We start from the raw sequence: 13,996 nt of genomic DNA, 5'->3' as shown, positions 1-13,996 counted from the left end.
AAATCCTTATCCTAAAAACGAACCAGCGCGGAACCCCAGGTGAAACCACCACCGAAGGCTTCCAGCAGAATAAGCTGACCACGTTGAATGCGGCCATCGCGAACGGCTTCATCCAGCGCACAGGGAACAGATGCCGCCGACGTATTACCGTGTCTGTCGAGCGTGACGACTACGTTGTCCATCGACATGCCCAGCTTCTTCGCTGTGGCGCTGATAATACGCAGGTTGGCCTGATGCGGCACCAGCCAGTCAAGCGCAGAGCGCTCGAGGTTGTTCGCAGCTAAAGTCTCGTCCACGATGTGCGCCAGCTCGGTTACCGCCACCTTAAAGACTTCATTACCCGCCATCGTCAGATAGATGGGGTTTTCCGGTTCGACGCGATCGGCGTTCGGGAGCGTCAGCAGCGCTCCGTAGCTGCCATCCGCGTGCAGATGGGTGGAGATGATGCCCGGCTCTTCAGAAGCACCCAGCACCACGGCGCCGGCGCCATCGCCAAAAATAATAATGGTTCCGCGATCGGCAGGATCGCAGGTGCGCGCCAGCACGTCAGCGCCGATCACCAGCGCGTAATCCACCGCACCGTTTTTCACGTATTGATCGGCAACGCTGAGCGCATAGGTGAACCCCGCGCAGGCCGCAGCGACGTCAAACGCCGGGCAGCCTTTAATACCCAACATTGATTGAATCTGGCAAGCCGAGCTAGGAAACGCATGGGTACCGGAGGTGGTCGCAACAATAATCAGACCAATTTGCTCCGGCTTGACGCCCGCCATGTCCAACGCATTCTTAGCGGCTTCAAGGCCCATCGTAGCAACTGTTTCATTCGGTGCGGCAATACGACGCTCGCGGATACCGGTACGAGTAACAATCCACTCGTCAGACGTATCGACCATATTTTCCAGTTCAGCGTTCGTACGCACGTGCTCAGGCAGATAGCTGCCGGTACCAATAATCTTCGTATACATGTACGCTCAGTCACTCTTGGGTAATATACCGGGTTAACTCAAACTGCGAGGCGTCAGTCGTTGCCGGTCATCCGGGTTTGAGGCCTGGAATTTCCGCTTCTGCCGCCTTCAGGCAATTCGAAACCTGCAGGGTATAAAGATTCCAGGCGAGCGGCAATTCGCTGAGGAACCTGCCGCTGCACAGCCTGCACAGCCTGCTCTATCGCGACGCAAAAAGCGCGCTGATTGGCAGCTCCATGACTTTTAATCACGGAACCGCGTAATCCTAACAGACAGGCACCATTATACTGGTCGGGGTTGAGGTGACTGAATCGCCTCGACAGGCTTTTTTGTAACCAACGCTTTAATAAAAGCAGCCACCACGACCTTTTTTTCCCCTCTCCCTGTGATTTCAACAGTGAAAGGAACATTCTGACAACACCTTCCATCGTTTTTAATGTGACGTTGCCCGTGAATCCATCACAAACCAAAACATCCGTCTTGCCCGTCAACAATTCGTTGGCTTCCAGATACCCAATATAGTTGAGGGTCGGCAGGGTCTTCAAAATCGCCGCCGCGTCGCGAATGCTGCTGAGACCTTTCATCTCTTCTTCGCCGATATTCAGAAGCGCAACGCGGGGATCCTTAATACCGATCGCTTCTTCGGCAAGTACCGCCCCCATGACGGCAAACTGCACCAGCATTGTGCTATCGCAATCCACGTTAGCGCCTAAATCCAGCACCACCGTTTTGCCCTTCAGCTGATGCGGCAACATAGTAACCAGCGCAGGGCGCTCGATCCCCTCAATGGGCTTAAGCAGCAGCTTCGCCAGCCCCATCAGCGCTCCGGTATTACCCGCACTGACGCAGGCCTGAGCCCGCCCTTCTTTCACTAACTCCAGCGCAATGCGCATTGAGCTACCGCGACTGGCGCGAATCGCTTGCGCGGGCCGAGCATCACTGGCAATAACTGACTGCGCAGGGATAACCTGCAGACGTGAACGTTGTTCAAAATCAGCTTTGGCAAGTAATGGCGCGATAGTGTCGGGATCGCCGACTAAAAGAAGTGTGAGTTGTGAATTAGAGTTCAGTGCCTGCAATGCTGCAGGCACTGTCACGGAAGGGCCAAAATCCCCGCCCATGACATCTAACGCCAGGGTTAGACGTGTCAAGGTAACGTCGCTGCTCGGTTTGGTTATTCCCCAGTTACCCGGGGAGATCCTCACTAAGCTTCATCACGCTTTTACTCTTCGGCTTTCACGCGGCAAGTGCGTTGACTGCGCTCGTTCACACCAGTCACATAGTGAGCTATGCTCCTGGTGCTTCTCTCGCTTGCGTCTTCTTGCAACGCGAAATCCATGGAGTAATGCGTGATTACTTAGCGATAACCTTGCGACCGCGGTAGAAACCGTCGGCAGTGATGTGGTGACGCAGGTGTTTTTCACCAGAAGCTTTGTCTACAGACAGGCTGGTGACTGCGGTCAGCGCGTCATGGGAACGACGCATGCCACGTTTGGAACGGGTTGGTTTATTCTGTTGTACGGCCATGGACCTTACTCCTCAATTACTTATGCTTTAAGCTGGCTAATACGGCAAATGGATTTGGTTTTTGTGCCTCTTCAGGCAGTTCACCAAAGACCATGTCCGCGTCGGACACTTCACAGTGTTCAGAATCATGCACCGGAACTACGGGCAAGGCGAGGATGATTTCATCTTCAACCAGCGCCAGCAGATCGATTTCACCGAATTCGTTAACCTCAATCGGCTCATACGCTTCCGGCAGTGCTTCGGCCTGTTCGTCATTTCTGACGGGGCTGAAACAATACGTTGTGTGAACATGATGGGGGAACGGTTTCCCGCAACGCTGACATTCGAGGGTTACCGATACCGTCGCATCGCCGCTTAAAACGGCAAGACGCTGGTTATCGATAGCGAACGACATGCTGCATTCCACATCGCTGTCCACGCTGACAACAGAATCAGCGACACGCACAGCCTGATCACGGGTATAGATACCTTGGTAATCTAAGCGTTTTTGAGCCGTGCGAACCGGATCGAGAGTCAGGGGTAATTTTACCTTTTGCATAGGGCGCGCATATTAACTTTGTAACGTCATAGAGTCAAAGAAAAAGGCAGCCTCAGGTTGCCTTTTGCCATTTATTCGCACACATTGCGGCGCATAGTTTAAAATGATGCTCTGCGAAGCGCTATATGTGGATGAAAAAATATGTCTGAACTAATCCTCGCGTCAACCTCGCCGTGGCGGCGAATGCTGCTGGAAAAACTGTCGGTGCCTTTTGAATGCGCTGCGCCGAACGTTGATGAAACCCCGCTGCCCGGCGAACCTGCCCGCCAGCTGGTGATGCGTCTGGCGCAGGCAAAGGCGCAGGCCCTTGCCGCACGCTACCCACAGCACCTCATTATAGGCTCCGATCAGGTTTGTGTCCTGGACGGTGAAATTACCGGCAAACCGCATACGGAAGAAAACGCCCATCGCCAGCTGAGAAAGGCCAGCGGCACCATCGTCACGTTCTATACCGGCCTGGCGCTGTACAATTCCGCCAACGGTCATCTACAAACGGAATGCGAACCTTTCGACGTTCATTTCCGCCGTTTAAGCGACCAGGAAATTGAGAGCTATATCCGCAAGGAAAACCCGCTGCAGTGCGCCGGAAGCTTTAAAAGTGAAGGTTTAGGCATCACGCTATTCGAACGGCTTGAGGGGCGCGATCCCAACGCGCTGGTCGGTTTGCCGCTCATTGCCCTGTGCCAGATGCTGCGCCGGGAAGCGTTGAATCCCCTGCTCACGTAAACATGATTAAGGCCTCCCGCTCCCACGCGGTCTCTTCCTGAGGCCGCGTGCCGCCGCTTTACAACGCGTTTTACCCGCTGCCCAACGGAGCAGAGCAGGTTTACCCCAACTTAATTAATGCATCGCCTGTCACAGTTTATTTTACCCGCGCCATTAGAATCCATTATGAAACGTTGTTTTATTTTTAAATGGAGCCACTATGCCAACCCGCGCTACGCTTTTGACCCTCACCCTGCTGGCCGCCGCCGGCGTTAATGCCCATGACTGGCAGCGCCAGGGCATCGTAGATGGCAATCTCCCCGCCTCCTGGCAGCAGCTGAAAGCGCAGATGACCTACCCGGACTCGTGGCTCTCTGGCCACTACCGTGATTTTGAGCAATGGCGACAGCAGGCTCGTACGCTGCTTCGGCAGTCTCTGCTAACCCCGGCGTCGACACTCCCCTTCGCGCCGCAAACGCTGATGAGAGAAAATCGAGGCGCGTATACCGCCGAGAAGCTGGCCTTCAACGTAACCGACGATAACAGGATTGCCGCGCTGATGTTGACGCCAAATTCCCCCGGCCCTCACCCGGCAATTGTTCTGCTGCACGACCATGGCTCAAAGTTTGATATCGGTAAGGAGAAGCTAATCCGTCCGTGGAACGACGCCGCACGGCTGGCCAGCGCCGAGGCGTGGGCGGATAAATTTTTCAGCGGTCGGTTTATCGGCGATGAACTGGCGCAGCGCGGCTATGTCGTCATCGCCATTGATAGCCCGGGTTGGGGGGACCGAGGGCCGATGGTCTACGAGCAGCAGCAGGCCCTCGCCAGCAACTACTTTAACCTGGGGCGCTCGCTGGCAGGTGAAGTTGCCTATGAAGATCTGCGCACCGTCGATTTCCTCAGCACTTTAAAAACGGTTGATAGTCAACGCATTGGGGTCGTGGGTTTCTCAATGGGCGGTTTTCGCGCCTGGCAGTTGGCCGCACTGTCTGACAAAGTCGCCGCGACTGCGGTTATCTCCTGGTTTGGAACCTGGAACGGCCTGATGCAGCCTGGCAACAACGTTTTGCGCGGCCAGTCGGCGTTTTATATGCTTCACCCTGGCTTATCCGGACGCCTCGATATTCCCGATATTGCCAGCATTGCCGCGCCAAAACCGATGCTTATTTACAGCGGCGGACAAGATAAGCTCTTCCCGGCGGAAGCCGTTAACGACGCCTTCGCAAAAGTACATAAAGTGTGGGCGTCGCAAAACGCGCAGGATAAGCTGGAAACAAAAACGTGGCCGGAACTGGGCCACGTTTTTAATCAACAACAGCAGGATGAAGTTTTCCCCTGGCTTGCCAGGTGGCTCAAACCCTGAGCCTGGGCGCGGTCATTTCGCGTTACGCAAGACCTGCAGGCAGCGCTTAAGCTGATTATCTAAGGGGGCTTCAATGCGCATAATCTCCCCGCTACCCGGATGGGTAAACTTCAGCGCCGCCGCATGCAGAAACAGCCGGTTAAGGCCGGTGCCCGCCAGCTGCTTATCAAATTCACGGTCGCCGTAGCGGTCGTCAAAAGCAATAGGGTGGCCGGCGTATTGCGTATGTACGCGGATTTGATGCGTACGACCGGTCACCGGGCTGCAGCGCACCAGCGTCGCATGGGTATAACGCTCTTCAACTTTAAAGCGCGTCTCCGACGGTTTCCCCTCCTGGTTAACCCGCACAATGCGCTCACCGCTCTGCAGGATATTTTTCAGCAGCGGCGCCTGCACCACTTTAGTATGCGACTGCCACTGCCCGCGCACCAGCGCCAGGTAATCCTTCTGCATTCCTTTGTCGCGCAGCTGCTCGTGCAGGGAGCGCAGCGCGGAGCGCTTTTTGGCGACCAGCAGCACGCCGGAGGTGTCGCGATCCAGGCGATGCACCAGCTCCAGGAAACGCGCTTCCGGACGCAGCGCGCGCAGACCTTCAATTACGCCAAAGCTCAATCCGCTGCCGCCGTGTACCGCCGTTCCGGAAGGCTTGTTAAGCACCAGGATATGATCGTCTTCATATAAAATCACATCGGCCAGCGCGGCCACTTTTTGCAGGTGCGGAGAGACCGCCTCTTCTTCTTTCTCAGAGACGCGAACCGGCGGGATGCGCACTTCGTCGCCGGCTTCCAGCTTATATTCCGGCTTCACGCGCTTTTTGTTAACCCGCACCTCGCCTTTACGCAAGATGCGATAAATCATGCTCTTCGGTACGCCCTTCAGCTGCGTACGCAAAAAGTTGTCGATACGTTGCCCGGCTTCATCATCAGCAATGGCAACCATTTTTACGCTTGGGATCTCAGTTTTCATGGTGCGCGATTCTAAATAGCCCGACGCATTAGCGCCACTCATTTTTATATGCTTATATTTATCATCATCCGGATTTCACAGTACGCTTCATCATCGTTTTGTTTGTTATTAGAACAATCTGTATACGCGGGTGAAAAAACTGTGAGTAACCGGGTGATAAAAGGTGAAAGTCAACTTGCTATAACGAGCTTAGCAATGGAATAATGATGCAGTATTCCGTGCTGAAACTTGTTAGAACAAGAAATTAGCGGAATGACCAATTTTGTCTGACCGATCATCAACGCAGCAATGGCGTAAGACGTATTGATCTTTCAGACAGTTAGCGGGCTGCGGGTTGCAGTCCTTACCGGTACAGGCTCTATGGATTTCACGTCGCAGGAAGGCGTTCACACTGGGATATCCCGGCGCTCATCTGGATCAAATGATTAAGATGAGCAGGTTAAGTCGCCACGCCTGCTGCATGAAAAACGATGGGTATAAATGGAATCTTCTCTGGTGATACATCCCAGGCAGTTCCCCTGATAAGTGCGCTGTGTTTCCGTTTGAAATACAGGCGACCGACACTCTGCGCCTCTTAAGCGCGCGACAGCCGTGAGGTTGGCGACGTGAAACAGACACGAGGCCATCGGTTTTCCCCGGTAAGGCGTTACTCTGCCCGTAGCTTAGTCGTCAATGTAAGAATAATGAGTAAGTTACGATGAAAAGAATGTTAATCAACGCAACTCAGCAGGAAGAGTTGCGCGTCGCCCTTGTTGATGGGCAGCGCCTGTACGACCTGGATATCGAAAGCCCCGGGCACGAACAGAAAAAAGCGAACATCTACAAAGGCAAAATCACTCGTATTGAACCTAGCCTCGAAGCCGCATTTGTTGATTATGGTGCCGAGCGTCATGGTTTCCTCCCTCTCAAAGAAATTGCCCGCGAATACTTCCCTGCCAACTACAATTCTCACGGTCGTCCAAACATCAAGGACGTGCTGCGTGAAGGCCAGGAAGTGATTGTCCAGATCGATAAAGAAGAGCGTGGCAATAAAGGCGCCGCGCTGACCACCTTTATCAGCCTGGCGGGTAGCTATCTGGTGCTGATGCCGAATAACCCACGCGCTGGCGGTATTTCACGCCGCATCGAGGGCGACGATCGCACCGAACTCAAAGAAGCGCTGGCCAGCCTTGAGCTGCCGGACGGCATGGGACTTATCGTTCGCACAGCGGGCGTCGGCAAATCCGCCGAAGCGCTGCAGTGGGACTTAAGCTTCCGCCTGAAGCACTGGGAAGCCATCCAGAAAGCCGCAGACAGCCGCCCTGCTCCGTTCCTGATCCATCAGGAAAGCAACGTCATCGTGCGCGCTTTCCGCGACTATCTGCGTCAGGATATCGGCGAAATCCTTATCGACAACCCGAAGGTGCTTGAGCTGGCTCGCCAGCACATTGCGGCGCTGGGTCGTCCGGATTTCAGCAGCAAAATCAAACTGTACACCGGGGAAATCCCGCTGTTCAGCCACTATCAAATCGAATCGCAGATTGAGTCCGCTTTCCAGCGTGAAGTGCGTCTGCCTTCCGGCGGTTCTATCGTTATCGACAGCACCGAAGCGCTGACCGCTATCGATATCAACTCCGCACGCGCCACCCGCGGCGGCGACATCGAAGAAACGGCGTTTAATACCAACCTTGAAGCAGCCGATGAAATCGCTCGTCAGCTGCGTCTGCGCGACCTTGGCGGCCTGATCGTTATCGACTTCATCGATATGACACCGGTTCGCCACCAGCGTGCGGTAGAAAACCGCCTGCGCGAAGCCGTCCGTCAGGACAGAGCGCGCATCCAGATCAGCCATATTTCCCGCTTTGGACTGCTGGAGATGTCGCGTCAGCGCCTGAGCCCGTCACTCGGAGAGTCCAGCCATCATGTCTGCCCGCGCTGTAGCGGAACGGGTACCGTGCGCGATAACGAATCGCTGTCGCTTTCTATTCTGCGTTTGATCGAAGAAGAAGCGCTGAAAGAGAACACCAAAGAAGTTCACGCTATCGTACCTGTGCCGATTGCCTCTTACCTGCTGAACGAAAAACGTGCCGCAGTAAGCGCGATTGAAACCCGTCAGGCCGATGTGCGCGTTATTATCGTGCCAAACGACCAGATGGAAACGCCGCACTACTCTGTTCTGCGCGTGCGTAAGGGCGAAGAGACCTCCACGCTGAGCTATCTGCTGCCGAAACTGCACGAAGAAGAGATGGCCATGCCTTCTGATGAAGAGCCGGCCGAGCGTAAGCTCCCGGAACAACCGGCGCTGGCTGCTTTTGTCATGCCTGACGCGCCTCCGGCTCCGGCCCAGGAAGAGCCGGCCAAAGCCGCGGCTACCGTTGCGCCTGCCGCATCCGCACCGAAGCCGGCAGCGTCGGCGCAGCCTGGCCTGGTTGCCCGCTTCTTCAGCGCGCTGAAAAAAATGTTCTCCAGCGAGGAAGAGACTAAACCGGCAGAAGTTCAGGTTGAGAAAAAAGCGGAAGAGAAATCCGAGCGTCAGCAGGATCGTCGTAAACCGCGTTCCAACAACCGCCGCGATCGCAATGACCGCCGCGACAACCGGGATAATCGCGATAGCCGCGAGAACCGCGATAGTCGTGCCGAGAACAGCGAAGGCCGCGAGTCTCGTGAAGAAAACCGCCGCAACCGTCGTGAGAAGCAGCAGCAGAACGCTGAGCCGCGCGAAATTCGCCAGACAACGGTCGAAGATAGCGAAAAAGGCAAAGCGCGCGACGAGCAGCAGCCGCGCCGCGAACGTAATCGCCGCCGTAACGATGATAAACGTCAGGTTCAGCAAGAAGCCAAAGCGCAAACCCGCGAAGAGCCGGTTGTTCAGGAGAGCGAGCAGGAAGAGCGCGTGCAGACGATGCCGCGTCGTAAACCTCGCCAGCTGGCGCAGAAGGTGCGTATTGAATCTGCTGCCGCTGAACAGGTTGTCGAGCCGGTAGCCGCGCCTCAGGTCGCCGAAGCGCCGGTCGTCCAGCCGGAAGCCGCAGCGCCGCGCACTGAACTGGCGAAAGTCGATCTGCCGGCGGTTGTTGAACCCGCTGCGGAGCATGACGACAACGGTGAATCCCGCGAATCTAACGGTATGCCGCGTCGTTCACGTCGTTCTCCTCGTCACCTGCGCGTCAGCGGCCAGCGCCGTCGTCGCTACCGTGATGAGCGTTACCCGACGCAATCCCCGATGCCGCTGACCGTAGCCTGCGCATCGCCGGAAATGGCGTCTGGTAAAGTGTGGATCCGCTACCCGGTCGTTCGCCCTCAGGACCAGCAGCAGGAAGACGTGCAGGTTCAGGAGTTCTCAACCACTGCGGCTGAGCCCGTCGTCGCGCCAGTGGCTGCCGCTGAGCCGGTTGTCTCTGAAGTGATTGCTCCGGCTGTCGCCGCAGAAAGCGCAGTCGAGCCAGTGGCCACTACCGAGCCTGTGGCGGTGATTAACGAACCTGAAGTTCCGGTCGTAGAAACCACGCATCCGGAGGCTATCGCCGCCCCGGTTGATGAACAGCCGCAGCTGATTGCCGAAGCCGATGAAGCCGTGGCCGAAGAAGTTGTCGCAGAAGCCGTTGACGTCGTTGCGCAAGAGGCTGTCGAACCGGAAGCTGCGGTCGCTGAACCTGTTGCGGTTGAAGAGGCGGCGGTGGTTGTTGAGGAAGCGCCTGTTGTTTCCGAACCGGTGGTTGAACCTGCACCAGCGGCGGAGCCGGTCGTTGCGACTCAACCTGTTGTCACGGCTGCGCCGGTAGTTAAGGTCGCCAATCGTCACGCCACGGCACCGATGACCCGCGCCCCAGCGCCAGACTACGTACCTGAAGCGCCTCGTCAAAGCGAGTGGGTTCGCCCGAACTTTGATTTTGACGGTAAAGGTTCTGCTGGCGGTCATAGCGCCACGCACAAAGCCGCTGCCGGACCTACCCGTCCGCAGCCCGTAGAGTAAGTAACGTCACCTCGACAAGACCGGCCCCCGCGGCCGGTCTTTTTTTATTCCCCTTCAGGACGCTGCATTCCCGCAATCTGCGGCATGACCTCACGCATCAGATCGAGAAACTTACGCAACCGCGTCGGATAATAGCGCGCCCAGGGATACACCAGGTGTACCGGCAGCGGTGAGGCTCGCCACTGCGGGAACAGCTCCACCAGCCGCCCGGCGGCAATATCGTCCGCTACCGCCCAGCTCGACACAATCGCCGCGCCCAGCCCCGCCAGCGCGGTATTACGCGCCACATGCACGCTATCGGTACTCAGACACGGCGCGATGGCAAAGGTAATAAGCTGCTCATCCACTTGAGACTGCAGCCTCACCTCATGCTGATAGAACGTACTGATGGCTATCCACGGCAGCAACGACATCTCCTGCGGCGCGCTTAACGGCGGCAAGTTTGCCAGCAGCGATGGGGATGCCACCACGCTGCGGGGAACCTCGGCCAGCAGTACCGATACCGTAGCCGGATCCACCTCGGCCCCCACGCGAATCGCGCAGTCGATACCATCGCTCAGAAAATCGACCGTCTTATCGTTCAGCATCCATTCAACCGCCAGCTGGGGATAGCGCTGCAAAAAATCCACCAGCGGCCCCAGCAGCTGTTGCTGACCAAACGCATGCGGGGCCCGCACTCTTAAAATCCCCACCGGCCGGTCATCGGTGATCCGCAGGTCATCTTCCAGCGCCAGCCAGGCATCGACGACCTGGCGGGCATGCTGATAACAGCGCTCACCGTCATCGGTCAGCTTCATCGCGTGAGTCGTGCGCAGAATCAGCTTTGCGCCAAGCAGCCCCTCCAGAGACTGAAGCCGTCGACTTACCGTCGCCTGGGTCGTATTCATCTGTACCGCGGCGGCGGAGAGAGACCCGGCCTCCACGATACGAATGAACGTACGCATCAGTTCGATACGATCTATACGCTCTTGCTTCTTCATTTATATTTTGCCTATACGTTTAGCGTATAACCGTTTTACCACCGGGCTATCTACCGCGCCAGCCGGATTACGGGAAAAATAGCACCATCGCTTCTAAGAGGAATCCACCATGACACCAACTCCACTCACCTCCCGCGCCGCCGGGTGGGTCATTTTCATCCTTGCGCTGGGCGCAGGCTTCAGCGTCGCCTCAATCTATTACGCGCAACCGCTGCTGCCGCTGATGGGGGCTAACCTCCATTTGAGCGTTGAGGGTATGGGTCTGGTTCCGACCCTGACCCAGGCCGGCTACGCGCTGGGCATACTTTTCCTTCTCCCGCTTGGCGACCGCCACGACCGCAGAAAGCTGATCCTGATGAAAAGCGCCGCGCTGGCCGTCCTGTTGCTGCTCTGCAGCCTTACCGGTCAGCTAAGCTCCCTGCTGATTGTCAGCCTGCTTATCGGTATGGCCGCGACCATGGCGCAGGATATCGTACCGGCAGCCGCGATTCTGGCTCCCGCGGGCAAGCAGGGGAAAATGGTGGGTACGGTGATGACCGGCCTGCTGCTGGGGATCCTGCTGTCGAGAACCGTTAGTGGTCTGGTGGGAGCGCTATTCGGCTGGCGGGTAATGTATCAGGCGGCTGCGGTCAGCATCGCGATGATTGGTGTGGTGATGTGGCGCGTGCTGCCGCGCTTCGAAATTCACTCAACCCTCAGCTACCCGCAGCTGATGAAATCGATGGCGCATCTGTGGAAACGCTATCCGGCCCTGCGTCGCGCCGCATTCGCCCAGGGATTCCTCTCTATCGCCTTTAGCGCCTTCTGGTCTACGCTTGCGGTCATGCTGTTGGCACACTATCAGATGGGCAGCGCGGTAGCCGGTGGCTTCGGTATTGCAGGGGCTGCCGGGGCGCTTGCCGCCCCGCTTGCCGGCGGCCTGGCCGACAAGTTCGGCGCAGAAAAAGTCACGCAAATGGGCGCGGCGCTGGTGACGGTTTCGTTTGCCCTGATGTTTTTGCTGCCTGCGCTACCGCAGCATGGTCAGCTAATCCTGATTGCCATCTCGGCCGTCGGTTTTGACCTGGGGCTGCAATCCAGCCTCGTAGCGCACCAGAACCTGGTGTATGGCCTGGAGCCGCAGGCGCGCGGACGCCTCAACGCGCTGCTGTTCACCGGCGTGTTTATTGGGATGTCGCTGGGTTCAGTACTGGGAAGCAAACTGTATGTGCTCGCAGGCTGGAGCGGCGTGGTGACCCTCGCCGTCGTAACCGGTGCGATTGCCCTTGGGATCCGCCTGCTGGAAAGCGCCAGGGTCGTATCGGCGCAGCGAACCGTCAGGTAAAAAAAAGCCGCTGTGCAATTCCTGCAGAGCGGCTTTTTATTTCATCAGAACCACTCAGACCGTGCGACGCGCAAACTCTTTCACGCGAAAGCCCAGCAGCAGCAGCGTCGCGAAATAGGCGACAACGCCGGCCACCACGACAACCATCAAGCGCAGCAGGCGGAACGGCATCGTCCCCTGCGACCACTCCGGCATCAGGTACATCACGCCCAGCAGCGCCGCTGACATAATAATCACCGCGATGACCAGGCGCAGCAGGAACAGGAACCAGCCCGGCTGAGGCGTAAAAATTTTCTGTTTCCGCAGCTGCCAGTAGAGCAGCGCGGCGTTCAGGCAGGCCGCCAGGCCAATCGACAACGACAGGCCAGCGTGCTTCAGGGGCCCAATAAAGGCGAGGTTCATCACCTGCGTCATGATCAGCGTGACGATGGCAATTTTCACCGGCGTTTTAATGTCCTGCCGCGAATAGAATCCGGGAGCCAGCACCTTCACGACGATGAGCCCCATCAGCCCGACTGAATATGCCACCAGCGCACGCTGGGTCATCGCGGCATCAAAAGCGGTAAATTTCCCGTACTGGAATAACGCGACCGTCAGCGGCTTGGCCAGGATCCCTAACGCCACCGCGCTCGGTAGCGCGAGCAGGAAGCACAGGCGTAATCCCCAGTCCATCAAACGGCAGTATTCATCGTGATTGCCGCTGGCGAAGCTTTTAGACAACGAAGGCAGCAAAATGGTCCCCAGCGCCACGCCCAGTACGCCGGACGGAAACTCCATCAGACGATCGGCGTAGTACATCCACGATACGGAGCCGGAAACAAGGAATGAGGCAAAAATAGTGTTAATGATCAGCGAGATTTGGCTGACTGAGACGCCAAGGATCGCCGGCCCCATCTGTTTCACCACCCGCACCGCGCCAGCATCTTTAAGGTTGACCCGCGGCAGCACCAGCATGCCGATTTTTTTCAGATGCGGCAGTTGCCAGGCGAGCTGCAAAATACCGCCAACCGTTACCGCCCACGCCATTGCCAGCATCGGCGGATTAAAATAGGGCGCGGCAAACAGCGCAAAACCAATCATGCTGACGTTCAGGAAGGTCGGGGCAAAAGCAGGCACCGAAAAGCGGTTCCAGGTATTCAGGATGGCGCCCAAGAGTGAAGCCAGGGAGATCAGCAGAATATAGGGAAAAGTGATTCGCAAGAGCTGCGTGGTCAGGGCGAACTTTTCGGGCGTATTGGCAAATCCCGGCGCGGTGATAGTAATCACCCACGGTGCCGCCAGCATACCGGCGACGGTGACCAGCGCCAGAACCAGCGTCAGCAGCCCCGACACGTAGGCGACGAACACCCGGGTCGCATCTTCACCCTGTTTGCTTTTGTATTCAGCAAGAATGGGGACGAAAGCCTGAGAGAAAGCGCCTTCAGCAAAAATACGCCGTAAAAGGTTCGGGAGTTTAAAAGCAACGAAGAAGGCGTCGGTGGCCATCCCCGCGCCAAAAATACGCGCCACAATTGCATCGCGCGCAAAGCCCAGCACGCGCGAAAACATGGTCATCGAACTGACGGCCGCCAGTGATTTTAAAAGATTCATTAACGTGTTATTCCACAACCCTGGAGTAAAACGCCCGCAAATGCGGGCGCTGGAAAGTGGCGATAGTCTACCGGGTTCATAAT

General features: G+C 56.9%; 11 protein-coding genes. 4 read left to right on the top strand and 7 right to left on the bottom strand.

Annotated elements, in window-relative coordinates; genetic code table 11:
- Window positions 1-11: 11 nt before the first annotated feature.
- From HMPREF1144_RS16745 to yceD, 4 genes are all read right to left on the bottom strand, one after another.
- A complete protein-coding gene (locus HMPREF1144_RS16745) occupies window positions 12-965 on the bottom strand; it encodes a beta-ketoacyl-ACP synthase III (protein ID WP_004849901.1) in 954 nt (317 codons plus the stop codon).
- 53 nt (window positions 966-1,018) lie between these two features.
- On the bottom strand, window positions 1,019-2,116 hold the full coding sequence (gene plsX / locus HMPREF1144_RS16740; protein ID WP_071532286.1) for a phosphate acyltransferase PlsX: 1,098 nt from the start codon (window positions 2,114-2,116) through the stop codon (window positions 1,019-1,021).
- A 202-nt stretch (window positions 2,117-2,318) separates the two neighbouring features.
- A complete protein-coding gene (rpmF, locus tag HMPREF1144_RS16735) occupies window positions 2,319-2,492 on the bottom strand; it encodes a 50S ribosomal protein L32 (protein WP_004101077.1) in 174 nt (57 codons plus the stop codon).
- Between the two features lie 16 nt (window positions 2,493-2,508).
- Window positions 2,509-3,030: a 23S rRNA accumulation protein YceD gene (gene yceD, locus HMPREF1144_RS16730; protein WP_004849895.1), complete on the bottom strand. Its 522-nt coding sequence runs from the start codon at window positions 3,028-3,030 to the stop codon at window positions 2,509-2,511.
- 141 nt (window positions 3,031-3,171) lie between these two features.
- Here yceD and HMPREF1144_RS16725 point away from each other — a divergent pair, with 141 nt between their 5' ends.
- Window positions 3,172-3,756: a Maf family protein gene (locus HMPREF1144_RS16725; protein WP_004849894.1), complete on the top strand. Its 585-nt coding sequence runs from the start codon at window positions 3,172-3,174 to the stop codon at window positions 3,754-3,756.
- 199 nt (window positions 3,757-3,955) lie between these two features.
- Window positions 3,956-5,101 (top strand): dienelactone hydrolase family protein, encoded by a 1,146-nt coding sequence (locus HMPREF1144_RS16720; RefSeq protein ID WP_009653402.1) that lies wholly within the window; start codon window positions 3,956-3,958, stop codon window positions 5,099-5,101.
- Between the two features lie 12 nt (window positions 5,102-5,113).
- On the opposite strand, the gene rluC is transcribed toward HMPREF1144_RS16720, so the two are convergent.
- Window positions 5,114-6,067 carry a 23S rRNA pseudouridine(955/2504/2580) synthase RluC gene (rluC, locus tag HMPREF1144_RS16715; protein WP_014228836.1) on the bottom strand — a complete coding sequence of 318 codons (954 nt, stop codon included), beginning with the start codon at window positions 6,065-6,067 and terminating at the stop codon, window positions 5,114-5,116.
- Between the two features lie 697 nt (window positions 6,068-6,764).
- Between rluC and rne the strand changes: the two genes are divergently transcribed.
- On the top strand, window positions 6,765-10,019 hold the full coding sequence (rne, locus tag HMPREF1144_RS16710) for a ribonuclease E (RefSeq protein ID WP_004849889.1): 3,255 nt from the start codon (window positions 6,765-6,767) through the stop codon (window positions 10,017-10,019).
- 44 nt (window positions 10,020-10,063) lie between these two features.
- Here rne and HMPREF1144_RS16705 read toward each other — a convergent pair whose 3' ends face one another.
- A complete protein-coding gene (locus HMPREF1144_RS16705) occupies window positions 10,064-10,999 on the bottom strand; it encodes a LysR family transcriptional regulator (protein WP_004849886.1) in 936 nt (311 codons plus the stop codon).
- Window positions 11,000-11,108: 109 nt separating this feature from the next.
- Here HMPREF1144_RS16705 and HMPREF1144_RS16700 point away from each other — a divergent pair, with 109 nt between their 5' ends.
- Window positions 11,109-12,323: an MFS transporter gene (locus HMPREF1144_RS16700; RefSeq protein WP_004849885.1), complete on the top strand. Its 1,215-nt coding sequence runs from the start codon at window positions 11,109-11,111 to the stop codon at window positions 12,321-12,323.
- Between the two features lie 54 nt (window positions 12,324-12,377).
- Here HMPREF1144_RS16700 and murJ read toward each other — a convergent pair whose 3' ends face one another.
- The gene (murJ, locus tag HMPREF1144_RS16695) at window positions 12,378-13,913 is read right to left on the bottom strand and encodes a murein biosynthesis integral membrane protein MurJ (protein ID WP_009653526.1); all 1,536 of its coding nucleotides are present in this window, start codon (window positions 13,911-13,913) and stop codon (window positions 12,378-12,380) included.
- Window positions 13,914-13,996 lie beyond the last annotated feature (83 nt).

This window comes from Klebsiella sp. OBRC7 (assembly GCF_000293135.1).
In the GTDB taxonomy this organism is placed as follows: domain Bacteria; phylum Pseudomonadota; class Gammaproteobacteria; order Enterobacterales; family Enterobacteriaceae; genus Klebsiella; species Klebsiella michiganensis.
The sequence above is the reverse complement of the archived record's forward strand: the minus strand, read 5'-3'. Positions and strand labels throughout refer to the sequence as shown.